The organism is Sphaerimonospora sp. CA-214678, assembly GCF_050942215.1.
Lineage (GTDB): Bacteria > Actinomycetota > Actinomycetes > Streptosporangiales > Streptosporangiaceae > Sphaerimonospora.
Window position 1 is genome coordinate 4,859,137 of the sequence record NZ_CP192056.1, and the last position, 25,768, is coordinate 4,884,904.

Here is a 25,768-nt window from a genome sequence, read left to right on the forward strand (position 1 = left end):
AGTGAAACACTCTTATCATCCGTCCCCGAAGTGAGGAGAGACGCCTTGGCTGTCAAACCTTCCGCCCACGCCCAGCAGCGCGGCGAGAGCCAGCCGTGGCTGCACCAGCAGGGAGTCGAGATCCAGGCATTCGGGACCGTACGCGACTTTCCGGTCGGCATGAGCCGGGAGACGAGAGACTACTCGTGCCAGCAGCTCAACCAGATCTTGGCCGACACCCAGATCCTCTACAGCCTCTACAAGAAGCACCACTGGCTGATGCGAGGCCCGACCTTCTACCAACTCCACCAGCTCCTCGACAAGCACGCGAGCGAGCAGATCAAGATCATCGATGAGATCGCGGAGCGGATCCAGACCCTCGGCGGCGTCGCGGTCGGCGATCCGCGGCAGGTGGCGGAGATGACCGTGATCCCCCGTCCGCCGGACGGCGTGGAGGAGGTGCCCGCCATGCTGTCCCGGCTCCTCGAGGCCCACGAGACGATCCTGGTCGCCGCGCACGACGCCGCCGCCAGAACCGCGGAGAAGGGCGACGACGGGACCAACGACCTGCTCGTCTCCGACGTCATCCGCACCGGGGAGCTCCAGGCGTGGTTCCTCGCCGAGCACCTCGTGGACACCCCGCTCGTACACGCCTGAGCGAGATCGATCGGCCGGGGGTGGATCCGCGTCCGGGTCCGCCCCCGGCCGTCGCCGCGCGAATCCGGTTGCCGGCGTCAATCCGAGGACCAGATGTCCCGTTCGATGTCGCCGGCCGCCTGCGGGCCCATCATCACGAGCCCGCCGTCCACGAAGAGCGTCGCACCGGTGATGTAGGAGGAGGCGGGACCGGCGAGGAAGACGATGGCCGCGGCCACCTCGCGGGCGTCGCCCGGACGTCCCAGCGGATATCCCGGACGGCTGCCCGGCCTCGGCGGCCGGTCCTCCTGGCCGGTCATCGGCGTGGCGATCTCCCCGGGCGCGACCGCGTTGACCGTGACGCCGTACCTGGCCAGCTCCAGCGCGAACGTACGGCTCAGCAGGCGCAGGCCGCCCTTGGCCGCGCAGTACGGCCCGGCCCCGAGCCGGGGGTATTCCTCGTGGACGCTGGTCACGTTGACGATCCGCCCGCCCGCCCCGCGCTCGATCATCCTGCGGGCCGCTCGTTGCGAGCACAGGAACGGGCCATCCAGGTCGACGGCGAGCACGGACCGCCATCGGTCGTAGCCGATCTCCAGCAGCGGCTCGGCCGTACCCGTGCCCGCGTTGTTCACCAGCACCCCGAGCCCGCCCAGTTCCTCGGCGAGCTCGTCGATCACCCCGGCCGCGACCACCGGATCGGTGAGGTCGTGCCGTCGTACGGCCGCACGCTGCCCGGCCGCGCTCACCTGCGCGGCGGTGTCCCGCGCACCGTCCTCATCGCAGTGATAGGTGATGCCGACGCCGAAACCCTGGGCCGCGAGGGCCACCGCGGTCGCCTTTCCGATCCCCGAGTCCGCACCGGTCACGATCGCCACCCGGTCGTAGTCGGAGCGCGCCACCGGCGCGGCGGTGCTGCTCATGGAACGCCCCCTTCCACAGCCGTCGCAACAGCCTCGTTCCCTGGCGAAAGGGTTCCATTCGGCGGACCCGGGCATGTTGGTCCGGGCGCCGGGTAAGGCCCGGGACATGGGCGGGGAGAAGAAGAGCGTGCGGCGGTCCACGCTGCCGTCTCCTGCCCTCCGCGTTGCCGTTTCGCTGCCGTACGCCGGGTACATCGGAGGCGTGCCGACCGGAAGGAGCGATTGAGGATGTGTCTGAGCTGCGGCTGCGGTGAGCCCGACGACGACCACGGTAACCCGGCCAACATCACCCGGCAGGACCTGCGACTGGCGGCGGAGGCCGCGCACATCAGTCCGGAGCAGGCCGCCGACAACATTCACTCGGCGGCGGAAACCGCGGTATGAGCGCGACCCCCTGACGAACACCGCCTGACGTCTTCGGCAACGTCCAGGGAGGGATCACCATGACCGAGCATGACGCGGCGGCCTACCCGGAGAACGACCCGCGCCGCCACACGGCCCGGCTGCACGACATGCTGACCGAGGTGGCCGAGCACGCCCGGGAGGACGTACTGAAGATCGACGAGCCGAAGGCGCAGGCGCTGTTCGAGACCACCGCCGAGGTGTGCCACGGCCTGGCCACGGCCTACGAACACTACGACCGGCAGTCGGAGCCGGCCTGGCAACGGTGAAGCCGAAGGCGGCCCCGAAGGGAAGTCCCCGGAGGGGCCGCCTCCCACAATGCCGTCGTGCCGTTCCCGCGCCGTCTCGGAAGTTCCGCCGCCGGTCCTGGCGTCGGGCCCTACGTCGAGAACCTTGTCCTCGAGGCTCGCCGCCGCCTCCGGCTTTACGAAGACCCGGACCCCCGCCTTGTCTACGACCTGGTCTCCGGACGCGGCCGTGCTCGCCAGGAAGAATTCGAGCGCATTCGCCTCATCGCGCCTGTGCCGGATCCGCCCGGACCTCGCTCTGGGTGATCCGACAGAGCGGCCATGGCCGCCCACGTCGTCCTTCAGTCCTCGCACTACGGTAGGCGAGCCGTGCGCCACTACGGCTCGCGCCATTCTCCTGACCGGTCGGCACTCCATAAGTATGATTCCGGTATCAGTGAGAAGAAGGCGCGGATCACGATTACCGTAGACCCCCACCTGGCCGCCTACGCCGAACGCCTCGTCGAGACCGGCAAAGCCCCATCCGTCTCCGCCGTACTCAACGACGCACTCGAAGAGCGGGTCCAGCGCGACCGGCGCGCGCGCCGCTGGTGGAACGCCAAGGCGGCCGAGGCCGCAGCCGACCCCACCTGCAACGCCCGAATTTCCAGGATGCGCGCCCACATCGACGAGCAGATCCGCCGTTTCGAGCAGGAGCGCGACAGCGCGTGAGCGACCACACCCCGACACCCCTCATCCTCGACACCACCGTCCTGCACGAACTCGCCCGCGGCGAGGCCGGCACCATCGGCCTCATACAGAGTTACGACGCTGACGGCCGGCCCATGGTCGTGTCCGCGCTGGCGATCACCTCGACACTCATCGAGGCACGCAGCGAGGAAGCCGCCGACGCCATGCACGGCCTGGCCACCATGGAACACGTCGTGGTCGCGCCCCTTAAGGACGCGGAACAGGCCGAGAACCTCGCCTTGGTGGCCGTCGCCACTGGCCTGGACGTCTGCGAGGCGCACACCGCGGCATTCGCCGACGTCTCGGTGTGCCCCATCCTGACCTTCGACGCCACCCGGTGGAACGAGGCGTCGCGATCCCTGGACGACCACCTGTTCACGATCGAGATCGCCGACCCCGACCTGTAACGAGGCCCGGTCCTCAGCGATCCAACGCGCCTGCCCCCTCGCACTCTTTCCCACCTCTTCCGGCGCAGGTGAAGAGGGCAACGTACACGTGCGCGTCAAGCCGGAGTGCGGCGACAAATCGACCTTCACGTACTCAGCAGACCGCGGGTCTGCAGGGTCTTGTCAAGCCGACCGACGTACGTGCTACCCGCCCATGATTGCAGGCCGGCCCGAGCCTGCCCGATCTGATGCGCGAGGCGGGCCGAGGTGTGCTGTGCGGCGATGTCGGCCGCCTCGGACAGACGCGCGGTGGCTTCGGGGATCTCCCGGGCGAGAGTCAGCGCGGTGGCGTACTGCGCGAGGGCGAATCCACGATCGACCTTGAAGCGAGGATCGAGCCCGGTGAGAGTCCGCTGTGCAGCAGCGACCGCCGCACCGGACCGCCGTAGACGGACCAGCGACATGGCCGCCTTGGAGTCCAGCATCGACGGTGAGATCCAGTACAGGAAGGCGGGGTCTCCGTCACCCCTCGGGTCTCCGGCCAGCCGGAGTGCGTTGTCGTGCGCACGGGCGCTCGCGGTCGCGTCCCCGGCAGCCGCATAGGCGTCGGACAGCACAGACTCGTTCATGGCGCGAAGCAGCCGGCTCGGCGATCTGGCGACCCAGCCGCGAGCCGCGAACGCGTGATCCAGGGCAAGGGCCGCGCGTTGCTGGTAAGCGGCCATGCTCCCCAGCCAGCAGTGCAGATAGCCGATCAGTGTCGGGTCTCCGAGGTCCAGCGCCGCACGTAATCCCTCATTCAACGCCCGCTGAGCGGCCGCGACGTCGAGCAGATCGTAGGAAAGGTACCCGGTCAGTTGCGACAACTGTCCGTACGCCGCGAGCAGGCGACCACGCAACGCCTGCGGCATCGAACCGCGGACCAGGATCTGAGCCAACGCGTTCCGCTGCCCGTTCACGGCAGGCAGCACGGCGGCGGGGCCATGGCCGTCGTCCAGTTCTCGCGCGTACGCGGTCAGCTTCTCGAAGGTCGCCACCGTCTGCGCATCAACCCGACTCGCCGATCGCACGACTTGGCCGAGGCGCTGCTCCTCTTCTGGGCCGAGTACGCGCAACAGGCGCAGCGCCTGAGTCCCTCCGAACGCAAGGGCCAGCTCGAACAGCAGCTCACGTCGCCTCACGTCGGCCTCCTCGATGCCGATGGCACGCAAGAGTTCCACGCACGCCGACGTGTCCACAACCGACTCGGCGAGCGGGGCACCCGCACTCGCCTCCATGCTGACACGTCGCCCGCCATCCGGGCAGGGTGCCGGGGACCGGTTCTCGTCCAGATGACGTAGGTCGGTGGCGTCGAGCAGCTCACGGTCCTTGACGTCGTAGGACATCCGAGTTTCGTCGGCGACCAGCCTCGCCGCATGGGTCTGGTAGACCCGGGCCAAGGTGACGAGGCACCGGGCGGGCGGCCTGCGTCCACCGTCCGGCCACGCCTCGAAGTCGTACAGCCGGGCCTCCCGCAACGAGGCCGTGCCCGCCGGGTCGAGGTCGTTGACCAGGCCGACGACTTCGGCAGCGGTACGGCCGTGGGCGAGCCGGTACAGTCTCGGCGGGCTTACGTCGTGATCGAGCGCGAGCACGTCGGCGATCTGGTCCCAGGTGAAGCCCTTCGTGCGGAGTTCCGCACTACGGGCGCGTGCCCGAAGCAGCACGCGGTACCCCTCACCGGACATCAGCACACCTCCGTCACCTGCGATTACTTACGGATCGTACATCGCCGGTTACGCTCCATTACAGCCAGCGGGAGCAACGGCACCGGTCCCGGGATGTGGACACGCTGTAAGAGGGCATTCGCCCAGCTCAGAGTGGTCTCGACGCGGGTAATCGATGCGCCGGAGATGGGGATTCGCTGATCAGAGGCGCCGAGGCACAGTTCTGCTTGCAGGAGGACAGTCGCCTGTTCGAAACACTCCGAGGTTGAGCATCTCGGACGCCGCCCCATCCCCGTTGAGGAATCCCATGCCCTATCTGTCCCGTCTCATCGACACCGTCACCGAACAACCCCCTTCCGCATTCATACCGCCGCAGCGAGACCCGGACCTTTCCCTCGCCACCCCAGTCCAAGTGCCTCCCGTACACGTACGCGCGATGATCGACATGCCACCCGGCTGGCTGATCTGGCGGCGTACTTTCACGGGCGCACTCGACCAGATCCCACATACTCGCCAGTTCGTCCGGTTCCTTCTGGCTGACGCGTGGTGCCGAGAAGACGCCGCGCTGATTGTCACGGAACTCGCAGGCAACGCCGTCCGGCATACCGGCAGCGGCAGGGCGGGCGGCACCTTCATCGTCGAAGTCACCCGGGCCCAGGACAGCGTCCGTATCGGGGTCTACGACTGCGGCTGGGGCGGCGTCCCCCGATTCGGCATGCCCTTCCGCAGCACATCCCAGCGTGGCCGTGGCCTGGCCGTTGTCACCGCCCTGGCGGACAGCATCGGCTACGAGGGATCCGACGACGTCGGACACCTGGTCTGGGCCACATTGGTGTGCCCAGACCAGCATGCTCCTCGGTGATGAGCGGACGGGAGCCCCGCGTGCGCATTGCCCTACCTGCTGCTGCCGTTCTCAGCGACATCGGCAAGGCTTCCCACGTACGGCAGATAGATTGGTCGGTATGACCGCTCAGCCTCTGGAATCTTCTGGACTTCATGATCCCGGCGAGGACCCGGCCGCGATCTTCGAGGCGCTTCCGCCGTCGAGCCGTGCCCAGTTCCGGGCGGAGTACGAGGAGGCATTGAACGCCGCCCACGACTTGGCCCGCTTCAAGCAGGTGCAGACGCTTCTGCGTCAGTGGCGACTGCGAGCAATCGCTTACGCTCGCCAGGGCTACGAGGAGGCCGTCCAGGACGCGCTCCAGCAGCGAGCCGAGATGTTCACCCGCTACACCCCTCCGGAGTGGGAAGGCCGGGTGTGAGCTACAAGTTCGACGGTTTCCACGGACGCGCCCTGTACGAGCTGAACGGTCTTCCCCAAGAAGTACGAGATGGCGCGCTGTTGGAACGACTCATCGAACTCCTTCGCAACCCGTGGGACGCCGTCGCGGAGCGGCCCGGCCAGTCGGTGGTGAGACAGGCCTTCTTCGGAGACGACAGCCAGGGGATGATCACTTTCATCCTTGACGAAGACACCCAGACTTTGCGCATAATCGACATCCTCTGGATCGGCTGACCTCGGGTTCCACCACCTCCGGTACGGCGCCGGAGGCCGCCACTTGCGGTGGACAGGTGAACCTGAAAGTGGTCACGTAAACTCTGCCCACACCCAGCACCAGCCGCCGGGATGATCAGCGCCCTGAGTGCCCTCAGCCGCAGGCTGCTCCCTTGTGATCGTCAGTTGCCCGTGGGAAGGTCAGCCGGGGAGGGGAGGCTGCGTCGGCCCGGCAGCGGAGTGGAACGGCAGGGCAAGCTCGAACAGTGGGTCAAGGTCAGGCGGCTCGGTGCCGGGCGGAATGGTCCACCCCCACTCGCGCTCGGCCGGGGTCCATACGTCGGACAGGTGCGGATAGGGATTGGCGAGGCCGAGCTCGACCGGAGGTGCGGGCAGTTTTACCGCCAACCGCGGCACCCGGTTCCAGTACACGTCGATCACGGACACGTTGTAGCCGCCGGAGCGCTGGATGGCCGCGTACCCCTTCCGCATCACCGGCTGCCAGGCGAGCTCGCGTTTCTCGATCTCTTCGGTTATCGCCTCCAGGAGGCGCCTACCGACGGCGACCCTCTCCTGGGAAACACGCAACTCCTCGACGAATGCCTCCCAGGTCCACGACGTGGCCTGTGTACGGTTCTGCTGCGTGTCCTTGGTGAAGTCGTTCGGCCTGACCACGACTTTGAAGTTCGGTGCGGGGGCCGAGTCTCCGATGCGAAGGACCTCAACCTCCACGCCGAAGAAGCCGATCCCGCTGACGGTGTTGTCGTTGAGCCACTCCAGCGCGGCGGCATGCTCTTCGGTCACGGTCTGGGCGACCCAGATCACGACCTTGGCCTCGGTGCCGGCGCAGTAGGTGAGAAGCTGTCCCAGGTGCCCGTGATCCGTCGACTCGAGCTGGTTCTCGACCACGACGACCCGCCCTTGGGCGTCTTCCAGAAGAAGATCGAGGGCGTACCGGCCGACCGCGTACTCGCGATGCCGGAAGTCGAGCGCGAGTCCCACTGCCTGGCCGAGGATATCGAGATTGTCGGCGAGCCAGGGAGTGAAGTCTTTTGCTTCGTTCGGCCAAATCGAGCGTAAGGGCACGGTTTCGAGCCTGCCGAGATTCACCATGTCTTCTCGTTTATCACCTCCGGAGCACGTGCGCTCGCACCTACATGATTTGGCCACGAGGCAGGCCAAGATGATCGAAGAGGATCGCGCCTTCGCTGAGCACAGCGGCAGCGAAGACGCTACGGTGATCAATATAGTGATCTTGACATTGGAAGGAATCTCCACTGGCCATGGCATCGCGGACGGAGCTCACCAGGAAGATGCTGTTCACCGCAGCCCAGGTGCTGGCCGAGCATCCGGACGGCGTGGCAACTCGCGAGCTATGGCCCCTGGTCAGAGATCGGTTGCCCGGCCTGGAGGAAGAGTGGAAACCTGGCGGTGTCGAGAGCAACACACCTGAGCTCGCCCTCGGCTACAAGAGCGGCGGGCTGGTCAAATCGGGCTGGGTCATCAAGTCCCAGGGCCGCTGGCAGCTCACCTCGCTCGGCCGGATCGCCCTCCGTGAGCACTCCGACGTGTCGTCGTTCATGGCCGCCGCCCATGTCGGCTACAAGTACTGGGACCAGCATCGCGCCGGGTTCGAGACGGCCAGGCGGTTGCTGGAAGCCGTACCGGAAGGAGGCTGGGTCTCCGCGAGCGACCTCGCGGCGGAGGCGGGCCTGGACCAGATACGACTGGTGTGCTGGTTGCAGGGGGAACGCCCCGAGGGCTGGCACCGGGCGCTCGACTCGGACGGCGGTCTACCGGACTCGGCCCACTCAGACGAGGTATCACGACAGCAGTGGCTACGGCTGCTCGAAGCCGAAGGGCTGCACGTCGTGCTCGGACGAGTCCCGCCTGTACGGGAGATCCCGCGTGAGGACCTGCGGCAGCTCTTGATCGATGATCCAGATGGCCCCGACGTCTCTGAACGCGTTCGGCGGGCCTGGTTGGTACGCGGACTTGGCGTGTACGGCGGGAGCCTGCTGCACGACTGGCTCGCTGAGGGATATTGCTCGCTGCCCGCCATAAAGCTGCGCGAGCTGCCGCCCGGCTCGTCCCAGGAGACCGTACGGGGGGCGGTCGAGGAGGACTACGCGCACGGGTCGTTCAACGAGAAGCTGAAGAAGACCAACGAGTTCTACGCGTTCCTCAGCCGCATGCGCGAGGGCGACCTGGTGCTCTGCAACGACGGCGGAAAAATCTATGTGGGCCGCATCCAGGGCGAGCCCGCCTTCCGAGCCAGCGTGGAGAACCGGGCGAATCTCCAGCGACCGGTCGCCTGGCTCAACGCCGGCGCGCCGCTCGACTTCGACGAGCTGCCCGACGAGATGTCGGCCAAGCTGGCCACCCAGCACGATGTGCTCGACCTCACCGAATTCATCGACGACCTGGAGAAGCTCGTCGGGCCGGAGCCGGCACCGCAGAGGGAGTTCAGGCTTCCCGACGTGACGCCGAAGCTGGCCGCCGACCTGTTCGTCGACGAGGACTGGCTCCAGGAGTGCGTGGACCTGCTCCGGGACCGGCCGCAGCTCATCATGTACGGCCCGCCGGGCACGGGGAAGACGTACATCGCCCAGCACCTCGCCGAGCACCTGGCCGGCGCCAAGCCACAGAACGTGAAGCTCGTCCAGTTCCATCCCTCCTACTCCTACGAGGACTTCTTCGAGGGCTTCCGGCCGGTGCAGACACCGGACGGACGAGGGGTGGTGTTCAAGCCGCTGCCGGGTCCGCTGCTGCGGCTGGTGGACGCCGCCCGGGAACGCCCGGAGGAGCCGTTCGTCCTCATCATCGACGAGATCAACCGGGGCAACATCGCCAAGATCTTCGGCGAGCTGTACTTCCTGCTCGAATATCGCAAGAAGGCCATCGACCTGCTCTATTCGTCGGCCGACGAGACCGGCGCGCCGTTCACGCTGCCGGAGAACCTGGTCGTCATCGGCACCATGAACACCGCTGACCGATCGATCGCACTGGTCGACGCGGCGATGCGGCGGCGGTTCGCCTTCGTCGAGCTGCACCCCGAGGAGAAGCCCACCTCGGACGTCCTGCACCACTGGCTTGCCCATGAAGGGCTCCCGGACGAGGCCGCGCGGCTGCTGGCAGAACTCAACTCTCGGATCGAGGACCACGACTTCAAGATCGGCCCGTCGTATCTGATGCGCCCGGCCATCTATGACAACCCGAAGGGCTTCGAAGGGGTCTGGCGCACGCAGATCCTGCCGCTGCTCGAAGAGCACCATTACGGCGACGGCATCGACGTGGCCGAACGATACGGACTGGAGACGCTGCGGCGAGCGATCTCATGACCTCCCCGATAACTCTCGTCGAGGGCGCCCCGCCGCAGGAGGTCGCGCTCACCGCCGAGCAGGCCGCCGCCCTCGTTGCGGCGAAAGCCGTACAGGTCGCTCCAGGCCCACGCGCCGGGCTGTGGCGCATCCGCGACAACGGATACGTCGGCGCGGCGACGATCGGCAGCGTCCAGATCAGGATCACCCCGAAGACGCCGGTCGACCGACTGCTGTTCCTGCTCGGCTATGCCCGCTCAATGCGGGGCTGGCGGCAGGAGGAGGTGCAGGCCGGCGAGCATCAGGACCTGCTGCCCGCGCTTGCGTACGCCTACGCCCGCGCCGCCCAGCGAGCGCTCTGGCAGGGGGTGTTGCAGGGCTACCGCGAGGTCGAGGAGTCCGCGCAGGTGGTGCGGGGACGGCTGCGTGAGGCGGACCAGATCCGGCGCAGGTACGGCCTGCCGCTACCGGTCGAGATCCGCTACGACGAGTTCACCGTGGACATCGCGGAAAACCGGCTGCTCCTGGCGGCCACAGCCCGGCTGCTGCGCCTGCCCGGTCTCGACCCGGCGACCCGGAAGTCACTGCGGAACCCCCTAGCCCGACTGGCGGGGGTGTCTCCGCTGGTGCCGGGCACGCCACTGCCAGCCTGGCAGCCGAGCCGGCTGAACACCCGCTACCACACCGCGCTTCGGCTCGCCGAGCTCGTGCTGCGCGGTCGCTCGTACGAGCTGGACGACGGCACCATAGTGCGGGTGGACGGCCTGCTGCTGGAGATGTGGCGGGTCTTCGAAGACTTCGTCACCGTCGCGCTGGCCGAGGCCATGCGGCCGTACGGCGGGCGCAGCGACCTGCAGGACCGGCGCCACCATCTCGACCACGGCCGCCGGGTACCGCTGCGCCCCGACCTCGTCCGCTACGTCATCGGCGCGGACGGGATCGAACGGCCCGCCACCGTCGTGGACGCCAAGTACAAGGTTTCCACCGGCCCGGACGGGCACAATGGTGACCTCTACCAGATGCTCGCCTACTGCACCGTGCTCGGCCTACGGCACGGCCACTTGGTGTACGTCAAGGGGAACACCGAGCCGTACCGGCATGTCGTACGCAGAGCCGATATCGAGATCAGTCGGCACACGCTCGACCTGACGCTTCCCCCTGCGCAATTGCTCGGCAGCGTGGAGGAGCTCGCGAAGGCGATCGTTGAATAGGCCATCGCAGTTCTGTCCCCCGATGAATCGCGACGGAAGGTCATTCAGTCGCGTATGTGAAGACCAAGCCGCCACTTCACAGCACCTCGAATCCTCCAGGCTCCGGTCGCAGCTCAAGCCGTCCTTGATTCGGGTCGAGCTGTCCGGTCGCTCGAAGGCGCCGTTTCTGGATCTGAGCGGGCTCGCCTGGAGACCGGCGGCAGCGGCCAGCACCTGAACGAAGCATTCGCCGTACCAGCCCTGGTGGTTGTATTTGTCCAGACACCACTCGCAGTTCAGGACCGCCTCCACGCTCCCCCGCCGCGCCCGCTCGGCGGACGCACATAGACGGAACGCTACAAGTTCCAGCAAATAAGAGAAAGTCCTGACCATATCGGTCATATCCGGATTGCCCATAATGGATCCACCCTTATTGCTCGGTGGATACCCTCGGCACTTTGCCGGTCTTCGTCTGCGAGCGCTTCGTTCGCCCGCGAATTGTCCGGGCACTGTGTCATGATCGGGCGGTACTTGTGCACCGGTCCGGGAGCTTGTGTGAAGGCCAACGAAACCACCCTGCGCAATCTCATCAAGGGCGAGATTCAGCTGATGGTCCCGCTCTACCAGCGACCGTCGAGGTGCCCTTCGGAACGCTGAAGAAGCGTGTTCCGTTCAAGGACACGGAGCTGCGGGAGGAACTGCGTCGCCGCCTCAACGAGGCTCCGGGGGTGGACATCCCGGCGGCGAAGCTTGAGCTTTACCCCTCCTTCGACATCGCATATCTCGCGAACGAAGCGGTGTGGGACGTGGTGTTGGCTGCCCTCGAATGGTTCGTGGACCAGACGCGGCGAAGCAGGCAATCGTAGGCCGTGCTGAAACGTCGGCGGCGGGTAGACGGCGGCCTCGAATGGCCGACCGAGGCCCAGCCACTCGAGGAATGAAAGCGGTTGCGGCGGGAGTTTCTTCGCCGACGTCCGCATGCCGCTGCACGCCTGGCCTTCGAGCCGGTCGAACCGCTCTGCCACATCGCACTGCGGCCAGCCGGGCTCGTGCCGCGTGGTCACCCGCACGAACCTGACAGCTTGGGTTCAAGGGGTCGTCGCAACACTGCCTTGTTGGATCAAGATTAGCTGCTCGTTCAGCGCCTCGGCGGGAGTCTTCCAGCCGAGGGTCTTGCGCGGCCGGCTGTTGAGGGCCGCGGCGACCGCGTCGAGGTCATCTCGGCTGTGCCGGCTCAGGTCGGTGCCTTTGGGGAAGTACTGGCGCAGCAGACCGTTGGTGTTTTCGTTGCTGCCGCGTTGCCATGGGCTATGGGGATCGCAGAAGAACACCTGTAGGCCGGTGTCGATGCGCAGCCGGGCGTGCTGGGCCATCTCCGCGCCCTGATCCCAAGTCAGCGACCTGCGGAGTTGGCCGGGAAGCGTGGTGATGGTGGCGGCGATGGCGTCGCGGACGGCCTCGGCGCCGTGCCCGGCCAGCGCCGGGCCGTTCTTGGGCCGAGGGCCGCCGTGACCGTCCATCGCAGGCAGGTGCAGCAGCAGCGTGTACCGGGTGGTCCGCTCGACCAGCGTGCCGATCGCGGAACTGCCCAGGCCGATGATGAGGTCGCCTTCCCAGTGCCCGGGCACGGCCCGGTCGGCTGCCTCGGCGGGCCGCTGGCTGATCATCACCTCCTTGGTGACGAACGTCTTGCCGCGCCGGCGTGTCCTGGCCCGGGGCACCCGCAGCGCCCGGCCAGTCCGCAGACAGGCCGTCAACTCCCGGCGCAGCGCGCCGCGCCCTTGGATGTACAGGGCCTGGTAGATGGCCTCGTGTAAGATCCGCATCGTCTCGTCCTCGGGGAAGTCGATCGGGAGCCGGTTGGCGATCTGTTCTGGACTCCACGAGGTCGCCCAGCGCCGGTCCTGGCGACGCCCGTGGCGCCGGCCGATCCAGCGGACGTCGGGCCCTTCGACCGTGCGGCCGTCCGGGGCGCGGACCTGTCCGGCGAGCCGGTCTTGCACATACTTCCGGAGCGTCTCGTTGGTGGCGAGCTTGCACGGCTTGGGCCGGCGGGCTTGGCGGTCGGCGTGCCACTGCGCGACCGAGGCCCGGTAGTCCAGTTGGCCGCCGCGGGTGGCTGCGTTGCGCCGCAGCTCCCGCGAGATCGTCGATGGGGCCCGTCCCAGACGGCGGGCGATATCCCGCACTCCGCACCCCTGGGCGCGCAGCACAGCGATCTCCTCGCGCTCGGTGAACGACAGGTAGCGACCCGACGGCGGATCCAGGCTGATCGGCGGCATCCCGCCACCTTCACGGAACCAGCGCGTTCCCAGCGGCATCGACACGCCGCAGGCGACGGCGGCCTCTTCGCTCGACAGCCCCTGGGCGATCAACCGCCAGAAACGCTGCCGCTCTTCGCGCCGATTGACCGGGGGTCGTCCCGGTGATCGAAGCGGCGGACGACCAGCGAGAATCGCCGCGCGCGCCTTTCCTTGCGCCACCACATCCTCCTGGAGGATCGAGGTGTTGCGACGATCAGTTGAATCCGCCCACGGTCCGATGGTACGAGTGAGCGGGCTGCTGCCGGAAAGTGGCTGGTCTTCGAGCACTCCGTCACTTCGGCGCCATCGAGGCCATACGGTCGTACGGCGGACGGAGCAACCTGCAGCGGCACCATCTCGACCCGGGGTGGCGAGTGTCACTGCGGCCCAACGTCATCCGCTATGCGATGGAAGCCGACGGGCCGAACGACCTGCCGCCATGGTGGACGCCGAGCACAAGAAGTCCGCAGGACCGGACGCGTCTTGCCGGGGTACGGGTCGCATGTTAATTTGGCCGTATGACCAATTTGGTCGATCGACCAATTTCGCCCAAGGGACGGCGGCAACGGGAGCGACTGGTCGATGCCGGCATCGCATTGCTGGCCAAGGGTGGGTGGCCGGCGGTCACCACGCGCGGTGTGGCCGAACGGGCACGCGTCAACCCCGGTTTGATCCACTATCACTTCGGCGGGCTCGGCGGCCTGCACGCGACGGTCGCCCGCCGGGCCGGGGACATGGTCTTGAATCCGCTGGTCACCGAGCTGCTCGGCGCCTCTGATACGCGTGCGGGGCTGGCGTTGCTCAGTGCCCTGCTACCGAGGACGGCGGGCGAGGAACGGACGGTCCGGCTGGCCGTGGCGCTGATCGAGGGGGCTATGCGCGATCCGGCGCTGGGCGAGGTCCTGCGCCATCAGTTGCGAGACACCCGCACGCAGGCCGCCGATCGACTGAACGAACTGCATCCGGACCGTCCGCCAGGCTGGAGCGCCGGAGTGGCCACGTTGATCGCAGCGCTGGTGGACGGACTCATGCTGCACTACCTGCTCGATTCCGACCTGCCCGTGGGTGAGGCGCTGGCCGCGCTGGCGGATCTGACGGAGCCCGACCAGGCGGGAACCTGATCGGACGACTCGTCGCACGTGACGTGGTCACCCCTGCACCGCGCAACCGCTCCGGCACGGGAACCACCCCTGAAAGACCACCGACGTCAAGGGACGAATGATGGAAATCGTCAAGAAGCCCGAACCACCGAGCGGCCTGAGTCGCATCCTCTGGCGGTTGCCCATCCGTGTGTATCGGCTGGGACTGGGCGGCTTGTTCGGCAACCGCCTCATGCTGCTCAACCACGTGGGCCGTGTCTCCGGTGAACGGCGGCAGGCCGTCATCGAGGTGGTCGAGCACGATCAGCGTGGTTACGTGGCCGCCTCCGGATTCGGTAAGCGGTCCGACTGGTATCGGAATGTCATGAAAAATCCGGAAGTGGTCATTCAGCTCGGTCGACGTTCGATTCCGGTGACCGCGACAGAGCTTCCCGCCGAGGAGGCAGCCGAACTCATGGCGCGCTACGCCCCACGCCATCCTGCCGCCGCACGTCGCCTCTGCAAGATCATGGGGTTCGTGGTCGATGGGAGCATAGAGGATTATCGCGAAGTCGGCAGACAAATCCCATTCATCCGATTCACTCCCCGGCCCAGCGGATAACAGTTCAGTGTCGGGCCTCTGAGGTCCGGCATCGCCCGCACCGGGATTTCGAGCGGGCCAATGCTCTTCTCGTCCCGGACTGCCCGCGCTTCATCGACTTCGGCATCTCCCAGGCCCTCGACCAGGTCACGACGACCATGGGCCTCAAAACGCCCGCCTACATGCCGCCAGTGGCCATCACGAGTTAGGAAGGGGTTCGTAGCTCTACTGAACCGGCGACATAGGCCTCTGGCGGGTTTGATCAAGTGTGGGCACAATTGCCGATGTGAAGGCATACGTCGGGGTGACTGACGAAAGCTGGTACCGGTTCCTTTCCACGCGCCCACCCCTCACCGAGGTGAACTTCTGGCGGCCCTCCGGCGCTCGGGAGTTCCGTGCGATCGACCACAGCGAGCCGTTCTTCTTCAAGACCCACCACCCGTACAACCGCGTGGTCGGCGGCGGCTTCTTCAGCGGCTTCGCGCCCCTTCCCATCTCTGAAGCATGGGAGTTCTTCGGCCAGGGCAACGGTGCCGCAAGCCTCGCCGAGATGCGGCAACAGGTGGGAAAGTACCGCAAACAGCCAATGGCCATTGAAGAGGACCCGGTCATCGGCTGCGTCATCATCCGCGACGTCTTCTTCTTCCCGGAGGATCGAGTCGCCGGGCCGCCGCCTGACTTCGCCTCCAACATCGTGCAGGGCAAGAGCTACGACCTCGCCGGTCACCCGGCCGCGGGCTACTTCCATGATCTGCTCAACCGAATCGGGATCGGCGTGGAAATCGACCTGTCCGAGCCGTGGCACCGCGACGGACCTGTCTTCGGCGATCCCCGTCTCGCCCCGCGTCGTCTCGGGCAGCGGGCGTTCCAGGCCGTGGTCCTGCATGCCTACGAACGGCGCTGCGCGATCACAGGTGATCGGATCCGGCCGGTCCTGCAGGCGGCCCACATTCGCCCGGTCACGGCGGGCGGCGAGCACCGTCTGGACAACGGGCTCCTGCTCCGCTCCGATGTGCACACGTTATTCGATCGCGGCTACCTGGCAGTCGACCCCCGGCATCGGTTGGTTGTCAGCCCGCGGCTGCGGGCCGAGTTCGGGAACGGCGAAGAGTTCTATCGCCGAGCCGGACAGGAGATCAACGTTCCGGGCCGAACCTCGCGACCGGCCCGATCGTGAGGCCCTCGAATGGCATCTGGACGAGGTGTTCCTCCGGGCCTGAGGCGGCAGGCCCCGCCGGTCAGCCGCCGGGAAAGCGGATGAAGCCCGCCGGGACGTGATCCACCAGCCAGACACCGTTGGCGCTGACCCGGAACTCGTGCCCCGCCTCATGCATCCCTCCCGCGTCCACGGCGAGGACGACCGGACGCCCTCTGCGCGCCCCCACCCGCGTGGCGGTCTCACGATCCGGGGACAGATGGACGTGATGGCGCGACATCCGCCGCAGCCCTTCGCTGCGGATCGCCGCCACGCTGCCGGCGACCGTGCCGTGGTAGAGGAACGAGGGTGGCTCGACCGGTGGCAGAGCGAGATCGACAGGTACCGAATGCCCCTGGCTGGCCCGGATCCGATCTCCTTCGATCACATATCGCCGCTTGTCGTTGTCGGCGACCACCTGCTCCAATTCCGCCCGGGAAATCGGGAACCCGTGGGAGGACGCGGCCTCCAGCAGCACGTCGACGTTCACCCAGCCGTGCTCGTCCAACTCGATCCCGATGCGCTCGGGCCGGTGCCGCAGGTGCTTGGCGAGATACTTGGAAACCCGCACCAGCCGCCGTTCGTCCATCGCTCTCCTCCCCGACCCAGAGTATTACCAAGGTCATCGCACGCCTGAGCGCGACAGTGGCGAGCGGCTCGTGCGGTCACCGGACCGCCGGCGTGACCCGGAGCTAACGCGGCCGCACAGTACGAGCCGCGCAGTACGAGCCGCACGGTACGAGTCGCAGAGTACGGGCCGTGCCCGAGCCAGGATGCGCACCCGGCTCGGCGGGTCTGCCCGGATGTCCGCACCCGCCCGGAGCTCCGCAGCTGCCTGTGCTGGGCCCTGGCTTTGCGGTCAAGCACCTCGATCACTGATTTCGGCGCGTACGTCCAGCACGGCCTGGTCGGCGGCGGCCCGGCCGGAGAGCCAGCCCTCGCGGTTGCTGACCGCGCCGGCGGCGACCACGTTCAGATCCGGGAACACCTTCTCGACCTCCTCATCGACCACCTGGTCCCTGGCCGCGAGCACGGGCAGCAGATCCCTGCCGGTCTCGGCCGCCGCCTGCTGAACCGCCTCCCCGGCGGCCTCACCGAGCCGCTCGCCGATCCTCTGCGCATAGGCGGCCAGGAACGACTGCCGAAACGACCGGGTCCGTGACCGGCCGAAGCCGTCCCGGCGGGAGCCCGCGAGCCGCATCGCCGTTGTCGCCTGCACCAGCAGGGAGGTGAACAGCACCTCCACCGCGGCGAGATCGGCGGGGAAGCCGAGCACGGTGGCGAACCCGAGGTGGCGGCTCCAGACGGCCCGGCAGTGGTTGGCCGTGGCGATCACGTCCAGCAGCATCGCCTTGGGCGCCTCATAGGGCGCGGCGATCCCCAGCCGGCGCCCCTCCGGCCCGTCCGCGACCGACCGGTCCTCCGCTTCTGCCGCCAGCAGAGCCGCATCGATGCTGTGGCGGGCCATCAACGACTGGGCGGCCGCGGTGAACGTCTCCGCCTCGGCCTCGAACTCGGTCGACTCGGCCTTCGCCAGCAGTGCCCGCACCCGGGCCAGCATCCGCTCGTCGACGGCCCGGCCCGCCGGCCTGGCCGTACGGCGTGCCCCGCCCGGCAGCGGGCACAGCCGTTCGATCCGGGGCAGGGCGGCGAGGAGGAAGACGAGCTGCAGGACGCGGGTGATCATGCCGAGGCGGTCGCCGTCCTCGCGCAGGTACTCGTCGTCCCGCCGCCACCAGACCCTGGCCTCCAACGTCGCCAGCTGGTCCAGCCAGCGCTCGTCCACCGTGGCGGGTGCGTAGGCGCGCATCTCCGCGGCGATGGCGTCGGTGGCCAGCCGTACGTGCCGGGCGCCGTGCTCCCGCCCCACCATCCTGATCACATCGGCGGGCTGCCACCCGTTGCGCCAGGCGAACGTCACATGGTCGTTCAGCATGGCGAGCAGCAGGCGATCGATGACCGGTCGCAGCTCGGCCGGGGCTTCGGCCAGTGCCGTCGAACACTGCGAGAACCCCGCCTCATCCCGGTCGAGCTGAGCGTCCAGCGCCGCCGTCAGCAGGTCGGTGACGATCTCCTCGGGTGACGACCGGGACCGCCATCGGGCAGAGCCGAAGGCATCGCCGCCCTGGCCCTGCCGGCCGCGCCCGCGCTCCTTCTCCTTGGCCCCGCGCCGCTCCCGGTTCGCCTTGCCCATCCGGCTTTCTCCTCGCGATCGCACAAAATGGGCGACCTCCGCCGGGAAGACTGTGTCGACGCCTCGAAGACGTACGGCAGTGCCCGCAGACGGGGGACCCTCGGTCACGACACGATTCTTTCAGTCCCCGCACCCCCGGTGAGGACGTTGTCCACAGGCCCTGAGGGCACCTGACCCGTGGCCGGACGGCGCAGGCCGCCGTGGACCGCCTTCAATCTCCCATCGGCTCGTGCCGAAGGCGAGGTCGTGCTTCTCGACGGGCACGGCGGGCAGGCCGCGAGAGGCGGCGTCCAGCGCGATCCCCAGCCCGGTCACGCCGCCCTCCGATGACCAGGAGGCCGACCCGCCGCGCACCGCCGAGGTGATCGGGGTCACCCGTACGGCACCGGGCGTTCAGCGAGGTGGGGCCCGTGCCGTCGGCCACGTCGGCCGGGTCGGCGCCTCCCGAATCTCACGCGCCGTCCACCGAACGCCGCGGGGGCTTCCGGCCCGGTCCGCCCCTGCCTAAGCTGAGGCTCGTCTCCGTGGCGGTGGCCTTCCCTGTCGAGAGTTGCGAGATCTCCCTTGGCTGAAACCGAACTGCCCGTCGTCGGCTTCCATCCGTATCTGTGGGGGGACCCCGCCCAGCACAGCGGCCTGCCCCCCGCGATCCACGCGGCGCTGTCCGGTCTGGGTGTGACCGCCCCCGCCCGGCCCGCCGTCCCGCCCGACGCCGTGCGGCTCCCGCCGGTCACGCTCTCCGAGGCGGCGCGCGCCGCACTGACGGCGGTGGTCGGCGCCGAGCACGTCGACTCGGGTCACGACGCCCGTCTCGGGCACACCCGTGGCCGGTCGACCCCGGATCTGCTCCGGCTGCGGGCGGGCGACGCGGCCGACGCCCCCGACGCCGTGGTGTTCCCCGGTTCGCACGACGAGGTGGTCGCGGTGCTGCGGGCCTGCGCGGAGCACCGGGTCGCGGTCGTCCCCTACTCCGGCGGCACCTCGGTGGTCGGCGGTCTCGCCCCGGCTCGGGCCGGCTTCGCCGGGGTCGTCACACTCGACCTGCGTCGCCTGGACGCGCTCGTGGAGGTCGACTCCGTCTCCCGCACCGCCGTACTGCAGGCCGGTCTGCGCGGGCCGCGGGCCGAGCGGCTGCTGCGCGAGCAGGGCTTCACCCTCGGCCACTTTCCTCAGTCGTACGAGGGCGCGAGCATCGGCGGCTACGCCGCGGCTCGCTCGGCCGGGCAGTCCTCCGCCGGATACGGCCGCTTCGACGAGATGGTGGTCGGCCTCGTCCTGGCCACCCCGAGGGGCACCGTCGAGCTCGGCACAGCGCCGAAGTCCGCCGCCGGTCCCGATCTGCGCCAGCTCGTCCTCGGTTCTGAGGGCGTGCTCGGCGTCATCACCTCGGTGCGGGTCCGCGTACGGCCCGCGCCGGGCGAGCGGATCTTCGAGGGGTGGCGCTTCCCGTCGTTCGAGGCGGGCGCGGCCGCGCTGCGCCGCCTCGCCCAGGCCGGCACCCCGCCACCCACCGTGCTGCGGCTGTCCGACGAGCTCGAGACCGCGGTCAACCTCGCCGACCCCGCCGCCGCCCTCGATGGCGGGCCCGGCGGCTGCCTGGCCATCACCGGATATGAGGGCGATCCTGCCGAGGTCGCGGCCCGGCGCGCGGCCGCCACCGATGTGCTCCTGGCCGCGGGCGGCGCACCCCTCGGGCCCGGGCCCGGCGAGTCCTGGCGCGAGGGCCGCTTCCGCGCGCCGTACCTGCGCGACCCGATCCTCGCGGCGGGCGGCCTGGTCGAGACGCTGGAGACGGCGGCGTTCTGGTCCGGCCTGCACCGGCTGCGCGCCGCCGTGACGGAGGCGCTGACCGCCGAGCTGACCGGCCAGGGGACGCCGCCGGTGGTGCTCTGCCACATCTCGCACGTGTACGAGACCGGCGCGTCGCTGTATTTCACCGTGGTCTGCGCCCAGGCGGCCGATCCCCTCACCCAGTGGGCGGCGGCCAAGACCGCGGCGAACCGGGCGATCCGCTCCTGCGGGGCGGCCATCACCCACCATCACGGCGTCGGCACCGACCATCGGGCCGCCTACGCGGAGGAGATCGGCCCGCTGGCCGTGGAGGCGCTGCACGCGGTCAAGCGGGTCCTGGATCCCACCGGCATCCTCAACCCCGGGGTGCTGCTCCCCCCTGCCGGAGGCTGACATGCGTTCCTTCACGGCCCTGCTCAACCCCATCTCCGGACGGCGCGCGAGCCGTACGGTCTGGGAACCGATGGCGGCGCTGCTCACCGAGGCCGGCGCGGACGTCACCACCGAGGAGACCCGAAGCCGGACGCACGCCGTCGACCTCGCCGCCGAGGCGGCCGGGCGCGGCGACGTCGTGGTGGCCGTCGGCGGCGACGGTCTGGTCAGAGATGTGGCCACCGGGGTGGTCCCGGCAGGCGGCACGATGGCGATCCTGCCCGCCGGCCGGGGCAACGACTTCGCCCGCACGGTCGGCCTCCCGGCCGATCTGCCCGACCGCGGTTACACCGCGCTGCCCGGGCTGGCCCGGCTGCTCCTGGACGGTCCCCCCAGGAGCATCGACGTGCTCGAAGTGGACGGCGTGATCGTGCCGGGGAACGTCTACGCCGGCGTGGACTCGCGCGCCAACCAGATCATCAACCGCTTTCGGCGGCTGCCCGCGCTTCCGCTCTACCGGATCTCCGGAGCGCTGGCCATCGCGACCTGGCGCGCGCCGACGTTCACGGTGACCGTGGACGGTGTGGCGCGGCGGGTACGGGCCGACACCATCGTGATCGCCAACTCCGGCGCGTACGGCCACGGCCTGCGCATCGTGCCGGTGGCCGTGCTCGATGACGGCCGGCTCGACGTGATGGTGGTGCGCGCCGGGATGCCGAAGCTCTCGATCGGCAGGTTCATGGCCGAGGCTCGGGAGGGTGCCCACATCCATCGGCCCGAGGTCCAGCTGTCCACAGCAACGGCCGTCACCATCGACATCGACCGTCCCGTGCCGCTGTACGCCGACGGAGACGAGATCGTGACCCCGTTCCCCGTGACCGTACGACTGCTCCCCGGCGCACTGACCCTGATCGCGCCCCGCTGAGGAATCTCGATGACAAGCGATGGTGCGCCGCCAGGGACTCGAACCCCGGACCCGCTGATTAAGAGTCAGCTGCTCTGACCAACTGAGCTAGCGGCGCGGAACTCCTAGAGAGTATCGCACCGGCCAGATCACTCAAAATCGGATCCACGGGTGTTCCGGACCCGATCCGGTCACGGCATGCGGCGGAGAATACGGGCCGCCGTACGCGCCAGCAGCTCGATCTGGTCGTCCGTCAGCCCGGCGTCGTCCTGCGTCCGGATCCAGCGCGCGATGCGGCGCGGATAGGCGACGGTCAGGCCCTCACCGGTGATCGTGCCGCCCAGTCCCCAGATCCCGTCACCCCCCACGATCTTGCCGCTGTGCACGGCGAGCACGGGCGAGATGCCGACGTCGATGCCGGTCTCCCTGCTCAGCAGCGTCGCCATCGACGAGGCGGCGTTGATCAGGCCCTTGGCGACGGAGGTGCCGAACTTCTCGTCGAAGAACAGGCGCTCGCCGTACCTCGCGATGATGGTGTCCGGCGCCCAGGCCTCGTTGTCCACGATCCACAGGCCGCCCGGGCCGATGACGAGGTGGTCGATCGACGCCTCGCCCGGTACGGCCCGGCCGTCCATGACGCGGTAGCCGTACCTGCGCAGGCCTCTGCGCAGCAGCCGGCCGGTCCGCACCTCGCCCCGGCGCTTGCCCCGCCACACGGCCGTGCGCTCGTACGACCGCCAGGCGATGAGGAAGTCGGTGAGGGCCGCGGCGGCGGCGAGCACCAGGCCGGTGGCGAACGGGGCGAGCCCGAACCTGATGGCCAGCAGGTTCCCCGCGATGAACCCGCCCACGGCGATGGCGGCACGGACGCGCAGCCTGTTCTTGCGCCCGGCATACCAGAAGGTGACATAGAGGTTCTGCGGTGAGGCACCGGTGAACTTCTCGTCTTGCGGGACATAGATCGACCCACTGGGCACGCGAACTCCCCACACTCGTCGCTGCTGCTCTCTCCCGGAATACCCGATGGGGAATCCCGGCCCTCCTAAGGTGAGGGAACTGGCGCATTTCCGCCAGTCCGAACTGACCTGACCGACCAGTCGGTACGCTAGTCGGCGACACACGAGGGAGGACCGGATGGCGCGCGGCACGACGATCGAGGAGCCGGTACGGCAGCGCCTGCTGACCGAGGCGACCCGGCTGTTCGCCGAGCGCGGTTTCGAGAGCACGTCGGTGCAGGAGATCGTGGCGGCGGCCGGGGTGACCAAGGGCGCCATGTACCACTATTTCGCATCCAAGGACGACCTGCTGCACGAGATCTACGGACGCGTGCTGCGCATGCAGATGGAGCGGCTGACGACGTTCGCCGACGCCTCGGGTCCGATCGCCGAGCGGCTGCACGCGGCCGCCGAGGACGTCGTCATGACCACGGTGGACAACCTCGACGACTCCAAGGTCTTCTTCCGGTCGATGCACCAGCTCTCCCCCGAGGTCTACAAGATCGTCAGGGCCGACCGCCGCCGCTATCACGAGCGCTTCCGCGACCTGGTGATCGAGGGACAGCGTGGCGGGGTGTTCCGCGACGACGTCCCGGCCGAGATGGTGGCCGACTTCTTCTTCGGCGCGGTCCACCACCTCGGCACCTGGTATCACCCCGGCGGCTCGCTGGCCGGCCCCGAGATCGGCCGCCACTTCGCCGACCTGCTGCTCAGCTCCCTCACCCCGGTGAGCTGACGGACCCGCCGGAGACGTTCCGGGGATCCCGCCGTCGGTCCGGGCGCCTCTCGGCCGAAGTGGTCTTCGGTGATCACCGCCAAGTGGCCATCGGACCATGCCGTACGCGCCGGATAACGTCGGCGCATGACCGCCAAGCTGCCGGAACCCGTCGTCCTCGAAGGCCGGTTCGTACGGCTCACGCCGCTCGCCCTCGACCACGTGCCCGATCTGTTCACGGTGGGGCGTGACGAGGAGGTGTGGCGGTGGCGGCCTTCCCCCGCCCCGAAGTCGGAGGAGGACATGCGGCGTCGCGTCGCCGCGCTGCTGGCCCGGCCGGACACCACCCAGTTCGCGGTCGTCTTCAAGGAGACCGGGCGGGCCATCGGCTCCACCGGCTACTGGGACGTGCCCGGCGTCGACGAGAGCGTGGAGATCGGCTCGACATGGTACGGAACGGCCTACTGGCGGACCGCGGTGAACACCGAGTGCAAGATCCTGCTGCTCGACCACGCCTTCGGCGCGCTGGGCCTCACCCGCGTCGTGTTCAAGACCGACATCCGCAATCTCCGCTCGCAGGCGGCCATCGAGCGGATCGGGGCCGTACGCGAGGGCGTGCTGAGACGGCAGCTCCGCCGGAGCGACGGCACCTGGCGCGACAGCCCCTACTACTCCATCCTCGACGACGAGTGGCCGTCCCACCGGGCCCGCCTCACCGGCCGCCCGGCCTCAGTCAGCCCCTGAGAAAGAGGCCCAGGAGTTCCCCGAAGGCCGCGCGCAGGTCATCGAGGGAGGGCGTGCCCCCCGCCCCGACCACCGCGTCGAACAGCAGACCCTCGGCGTAGGCGACCAGTTGCCTGCCCTGCCGTACGGGATCGGGCGAGCCCGCCGCCGCGAGCAGGGCGGTGACCGGCTCGCGGTAACGGCGGCCCAGCTCGTCGTAGACCTTGCGCAGCTCGGGCCGCCGATTCGCCTCCATCGCGAGTTCGTACCTCGCGATGGTCGTCACCCGCTGCTCGGTCATCGCCGTGTACATGGCCCGCGCCACCAGGGCGGCCGGATCGGCCTCCTCCCCGCCCTCCCGGTCCTCTCCACCCTCCCCGGGCGCGATGGCGGCCAGCGCGGCGGAGAAGGCTTCCTCCTGGCGCTCGACCAGGCGGGACAGCGCGAGTTCGAGCAGCGCCGCCCGGGTACGCGCGTGGTTGGAGGTCGAGCCCGGCGGTAGAGAGGCCGCCTCGTCGACCGCCCGATGCGTCAGGCCCCGCGCGCCCCGCTCGGCCAGGATCACGATGGCCGTGTCCGCGATGAGGGCCGCCCGCTGACTGAACACCGTCCCATCCTAGAAGGACACTACGACCGTAGTATGCTCTACTACAAGTGTAGTGAGGAGGGTGTGATGTCGCACGCTGTGGTGATCGGAGCGGGCATCGGCGGGTTGACGGCCGCCGTCGCCCTGTCGCAGGAAGGCTGGACGGTGACCGTCCTGGAGCAGGCCGCCTCGATCGAACCCGTCGGCTCCGGGCTGGCCATCGCCCCGAACGCGCTGCGGGCGCTCGACATGATCGGGATCGGCGACGAGGTCAGGAAGCTGTCCGCGATCCAGGGCGAGGGCGGCATCCGCCGTCCGGACGGCCGGTGGCTGACCCGCACCGACACCGACGCGATGACGGCACGCTACGGCGACCCGGTCGTGCTGCTCCCCCGTGCGAAGCTCGTCGACCTGCTGGCCGTACGGCTGCCGCCGGGCGCGCTGCACCTGAACCGCCGGGTCGAGTCGGTCGACCCGGAGACCGGCCGGGTGGTGACGGCCGACGGGACCTTCGACGCCGACCTCATCGTGGCCGCTGACGGCATCCGCTCCGCGACCAGGACCACGCTGTTTCCCGGACATCCGCAGCCGCGCTACACCGGCGTGACGAGTTGGCGGATCGTCGTCCCTGCCGACCGGGAAGCCGACCCGCCGCAGGCCTGCGAGACGTGGGGCGACGGCACCCTCTTCGGCGTGATGCCGATGGCCGGCGGCCAGGTGTACTGCTACGCCACAGCGGCGGCCCCGCCGGGCGCGCGTGCCCTCGACGAGAAGGACGAGCTGATCAGGCTGTTCGGTGACTGGCTCGACCCCATCCCAGCGCTGCTCACCGCCGCCGATCCCGCGGCCGTGCTCCGCCATGACATCTACAGCCTCGACAGGCCGCTTCCCGCCTTCCACCGGGGACGGGCCGTCCTGCTGGGCGACGCGGCGCATCCGATGACGCCGAACCTCGGTCAGGGCGCCTGCCAGGCCATCGAGGACGCCGCCGTGCTGGCCCGCCGGGCGGGCGCGGCCGTCGAAGCGGGCGAGGCCGTCGAAGCGGGCGAGGCCGTCGATCTGGCCGCCTACAGCCGGGAGAGGGTGCCGCGGACCACGCGGATCGTCCGCCGGTCGCGAGCGATCGGCCGCCTCACCATGTGGCGCAGCCGACCGGCCGTGATCCTGCGCGACACGCTGCTGCTGACGATGGGCGCCCTCGGCACGAACGCCGCGTTCCGCCAGGCCGACGAGATCTTCCACTGGCCCGGTTGACGCTCCGGAGAACCACCCGGGGGGAGCTGAGCGGGAGGGAGC

28 protein-coding genes and 1 tRNA gene are annotated in these 25,768 nt (G+C 69.0%); 20 read left to right on the top strand and 9 right to left on the bottom strand.

The annotated features are described in order from the left end of the window. Positions 1–45: 45 nt before the first annotated feature. On the top strand, positions 46–636 hold the full coding sequence (locus tag ACQP1K_RS21785; protein ID WP_433497553.1) for a Dps family protein: 591 nt from the start codon (positions 46–48) through the stop codon (positions 634–636). A 77-nt stretch (positions 637–713) separates the two neighbouring features. Here ACQP1K_RS21785 and ACQP1K_RS21790 read toward each other — a convergent pair whose 3' ends face one another. Then, positions 714–1,538, bottom strand: coding sequence for an SDR family oxidoreductase (locus ACQP1K_RS21790; RefSeq protein ID WP_433497554.1), 825 nt, complete (start codon positions 1,536–1,538; stop codon positions 714–716). A 228-nt stretch (positions 1,539–1,766) separates the two neighbouring features. Between ACQP1K_RS21790 and ACQP1K_RS21795 the strand changes: the two genes are divergently transcribed. The 4 genes from ACQP1K_RS21795 to ACQP1K_RS21810 all read left to right on the top strand — a co-directional run bounded on the left by ACQP1K_RS21795 (position 1,767) and on the right by ACQP1K_RS21810 (position 3,324). Next, positions 1,767–1,922, top strand: a complete 156-nt coding sequence (locus ACQP1K_RS21795) for a hypothetical protein (protein WP_433497555.1) — start codon at positions 1,767–1,769, stop codon at positions 1,920–1,922. A 59-nt stretch (positions 1,923–1,981) separates the two neighbouring features. Continuing rightward, positions 1,982–2,209: a hypothetical protein gene (locus tag ACQP1K_RS21800; RefSeq protein ID WP_433497556.1), complete on the top strand. Its 228-nt coding sequence runs from the start codon at positions 1,982–1,984 to the stop codon at positions 2,207–2,209. Positions 2,210–2,557: 348 nt separating this feature from the next. After that, positions 2,558–2,899, top strand: coding sequence for a hypothetical protein (locus ACQP1K_RS21805; protein WP_433497557.1), 342 nt, complete (start codon positions 2,558–2,560; stop codon positions 2,897–2,899). Further along, positions 2,896–3,324 (top strand): hypothetical protein, encoded by a 429-nt coding sequence (locus ACQP1K_RS21810; protein WP_433497558.1) that lies wholly within the window; start codon positions 2,896–2,898, stop codon positions 3,322–3,324. Before ACQP1K_RS21805 ends, ACQP1K_RS21810 begins: the two co-directional genes overlap by 4 nt. Positions 3,325–3,449: 125 nt before the next feature. Here the strand turns inward: ACQP1K_RS21810 and ACQP1K_RS21815 are convergent, their stop codons facing one another. Then, entirely contained in the window at positions 3,450–5,030 is a 1,581-nt protein-coding gene (locus ACQP1K_RS21815; protein ID WP_433497559.1) for a hypothetical protein, read from the bottom strand. A 415-nt stretch (positions 5,031–5,445) separates the two neighbouring features. On the opposite strand from ACQP1K_RS21815, the gene ACQP1K_RS21820 reads away from it, so the two are divergent. The 3 genes from ACQP1K_RS21820 (at position 5,446) to ACQP1K_RS21830 (ending at position 6,525) form a co-directional block, all read left to right on the top strand. Then, positions 5,446–5,871 (top strand): ATP-binding protein, encoded by a 426-nt coding sequence (locus ACQP1K_RS21820; RefSeq protein ID WP_433497560.1) that lies wholly within the window; start codon positions 5,446–5,448, stop codon positions 5,869–5,871. Positions 5,872–5,971: 100 nt separating this feature from the next. Continuing rightward, on the top strand, positions 5,972–6,271 hold the full coding sequence (locus ACQP1K_RS21825) for a DUF6247 family protein (RefSeq protein ID WP_433497561.1): 300 nt from the start codon (positions 5,972–5,974) through the stop codon (positions 6,269–6,271). Then, positions 6,268–6,525: a hypothetical protein gene (locus ACQP1K_RS21830; RefSeq protein ID WP_433497562.1), complete on the top strand. Its 258-nt coding sequence runs from the start codon at positions 6,268–6,270 to the stop codon at positions 6,523–6,525. The genes ACQP1K_RS21825 and ACQP1K_RS21830 overlap by 4 nt, the downstream gene beginning before the upstream one ends. Positions 6,526–6,705: 180 nt before the next feature. Here ACQP1K_RS21830 and ACQP1K_RS21835 read toward each other — a convergent pair whose 3' ends face one another. After that, the gene (locus ACQP1K_RS21835; RefSeq protein ID WP_433497563.1) at positions 6,706–7,782 is read right to left on the bottom strand and encodes a hypothetical protein; all 1,077 of its coding nucleotides are present in this window, start codon (positions 7,780–7,782) and stop codon (positions 6,706–6,708) included. A 5-nt stretch (positions 7,783–7,787) separates the two neighbouring features. On the opposite strand from ACQP1K_RS21835, the gene ACQP1K_RS21840 reads away from it, so the two are divergent. The 3 genes from ACQP1K_RS21840 to ACQP1K_RS21850 all read left to right on the top strand — a co-directional run bounded on the left by ACQP1K_RS21840 (position 7,788) and on the right by ACQP1K_RS21850 (position 11,880). Continuing rightward, positions 7,788–9,845 carry an AAA family ATPase gene (locus tag ACQP1K_RS21840; protein ID WP_433497564.1) on the top strand — a complete coding sequence of 686 codons (2,058 nt, stop codon included), beginning with the start codon at positions 7,788–7,790 and terminating at the stop codon, positions 9,843–9,845. Beyond that, complete coding sequence (locus ACQP1K_RS21845; protein ID WP_433497565.1) at positions 9,842–11,035, top strand: McrC family protein; 1,194 nt, start codon at positions 9,842–9,844, stop codon at positions 11,033–11,035. Before ACQP1K_RS21840 ends, ACQP1K_RS21845 begins: the two co-directional genes overlap by 4 nt. Before the next feature lie 617 nt (positions 11,036–11,652). Next, positions 11,653–11,880, top strand: coding sequence for a hypothetical protein (locus ACQP1K_RS21850; RefSeq protein WP_433497566.1), 228 nt, complete (start codon positions 11,653–11,655; stop codon positions 11,878–11,880). Positions 11,881–12,102: 222 nt separating this feature from the next. Here the strand turns inward: ACQP1K_RS21850 and ACQP1K_RS21855 are convergent, their stop codons facing one another. After that, on the bottom strand, positions 12,103–13,497 hold the full coding sequence (locus tag ACQP1K_RS21855; protein WP_433497567.1) for an IS30 family transposase: 1,395 nt from the start codon (positions 13,495–13,497) through the stop codon (positions 12,103–12,105). Positions 13,498–13,835: 338 nt separating this feature from the next. On the opposite strand from ACQP1K_RS21855, the gene ACQP1K_RS21860 reads away from it, so the two are divergent. The 3 genes from ACQP1K_RS21860 (at position 13,836) to ACQP1K_RS21870 (ending at position 16,174) form a co-directional block, all read left to right on the top strand. Beyond that, a complete protein-coding gene (locus ACQP1K_RS21860) occupies positions 13,836–14,438 on the top strand; it encodes a TetR/AcrR family transcriptional regulator (protein WP_433497568.1) in 603 nt (200 codons plus the stop codon). A gap of 97 nt (positions 14,439–14,535) precedes the next feature. Then, a complete protein-coding gene (locus ACQP1K_RS21865) occupies positions 14,536–15,018 on the top strand; it encodes a nitroreductase family deazaflavin-dependent oxidoreductase (protein WP_433497569.1) in 483 nt (160 codons plus the stop codon). 265 nt (positions 15,019–15,283) lie between these two features. Beyond that, positions 15,284–16,174, top strand: a complete 891-nt coding sequence (locus tag ACQP1K_RS21870; RefSeq protein WP_433497570.1) for an HNH endonuclease — start codon at positions 15,284–15,286, stop codon at positions 16,172–16,174. A gap of 61 nt (positions 16,175–16,235) precedes the next feature. Here the strand turns inward: ACQP1K_RS21870 and ACQP1K_RS21875 are convergent, their stop codons facing one another. After that, complete coding sequence (locus ACQP1K_RS21875; RefSeq protein ID WP_433497571.1) at positions 16,236–16,781, bottom strand: RNA 2'-phosphotransferase; 546 nt, start codon at positions 16,779–16,781, stop codon at positions 16,236–16,238. A 270-nt stretch (positions 16,782–17,051) separates the two neighbouring features. Continuing rightward, the gene (locus tag ACQP1K_RS21880; protein WP_433497572.1) at positions 17,052–18,386 is read right to left on the bottom strand and encodes a DUF2786 domain-containing protein; all 1,335 of its coding nucleotides are present in this window, start codon (positions 18,384–18,386) and stop codon (positions 17,052–17,054) included. Positions 18,387–18,615: 229 nt separating this feature from the next. On the opposite strand from ACQP1K_RS21880, the gene ACQP1K_RS21885 reads away from it, so the two are divergent. The 3 genes from ACQP1K_RS21885 to ACQP1K_RS21895 are packed head-to-tail and all read left to right on the top strand — an operon-like array spanning position 18,616 to position 21,474. Then, positions 18,616–18,894: a hypothetical protein gene (locus ACQP1K_RS21885; protein ID WP_433497573.1), complete on the top strand. Its 279-nt coding sequence runs from the start codon at positions 18,616–18,618 to the stop codon at positions 18,892–18,894. Positions 18,895–18,950: 56 nt separating this feature from the next. Beyond that, on the top strand, positions 18,951–20,570 hold the full coding sequence (locus ACQP1K_RS21890) for an FAD-binding oxidoreductase (RefSeq protein WP_433497574.1): 1,620 nt from the start codon (positions 18,951–18,953) through the stop codon (positions 20,568–20,570). Between the two features lies 1 nt (position 20,571). Beyond that, positions 20,572–21,474: a diacylglycerol/lipid kinase family protein gene (locus tag ACQP1K_RS21895; RefSeq protein ID WP_433497575.1), complete on the top strand. Its 903-nt coding sequence runs from the start codon at positions 20,572–20,574 to the stop codon at positions 21,472–21,474. 20 nt (positions 21,475–21,494) lie between these two features. Here ACQP1K_RS21895 and ACQP1K_RS21900 read toward each other — a convergent pair. After that, a tRNA-Lys gene (locus ACQP1K_RS21900) sits at positions 21,495–21,571 on the bottom strand. Between the two features lie 73 nt (positions 21,572–21,644). Then, entirely contained in the window at positions 21,645–22,430 is a 786-nt protein-coding gene (locus ACQP1K_RS21905; RefSeq protein WP_433497576.1) for an NERD domain-containing protein, read from the bottom strand. A gap of 157 nt (positions 22,431–22,587) precedes the next feature. Between ACQP1K_RS21905 and ACQP1K_RS21910 the strand changes: the two genes are divergently transcribed. Beyond that, entirely contained in the window at positions 22,588–23,184 is a 597-nt protein-coding gene (locus ACQP1K_RS21910) for a TetR/AcrR family transcriptional regulator (protein ID WP_433497577.1), read from the top strand. A gap of 126 nt (positions 23,185–23,310) precedes the next feature. Then, the gene (locus ACQP1K_RS21915) at positions 23,311–23,907 is read left to right on the top strand and encodes a GNAT family N-acetyltransferase (protein ID WP_433497578.1); all 597 of its coding nucleotides are present in this window, start codon (positions 23,311–23,313) and stop codon (positions 23,905–23,907) included. On the opposite strand, the gene ACQP1K_RS21920 is transcribed toward ACQP1K_RS21915, so the two are convergent. Beyond that, entirely contained in the window at positions 23,897–24,493 is a 597-nt protein-coding gene (locus ACQP1K_RS21920; RefSeq protein ID WP_433497579.1) for a TetR/AcrR family transcriptional regulator, read from the bottom strand. The two genes, ACQP1K_RS21915 and ACQP1K_RS21920, sit on opposite strands and share 11 nt — an antisense overlap. 66 nt (positions 24,494–24,559) lie before the next feature. Between ACQP1K_RS21920 and ACQP1K_RS21925 the strand changes: the two genes are divergently transcribed. Next, entirely contained in the window at positions 24,560–25,726 is a 1,167-nt protein-coding gene (locus ACQP1K_RS21925; RefSeq protein WP_433497580.1) for an FAD-dependent monooxygenase, read from the top strand. Positions 25,727–25,768 lie beyond the last annotated feature (42 nt).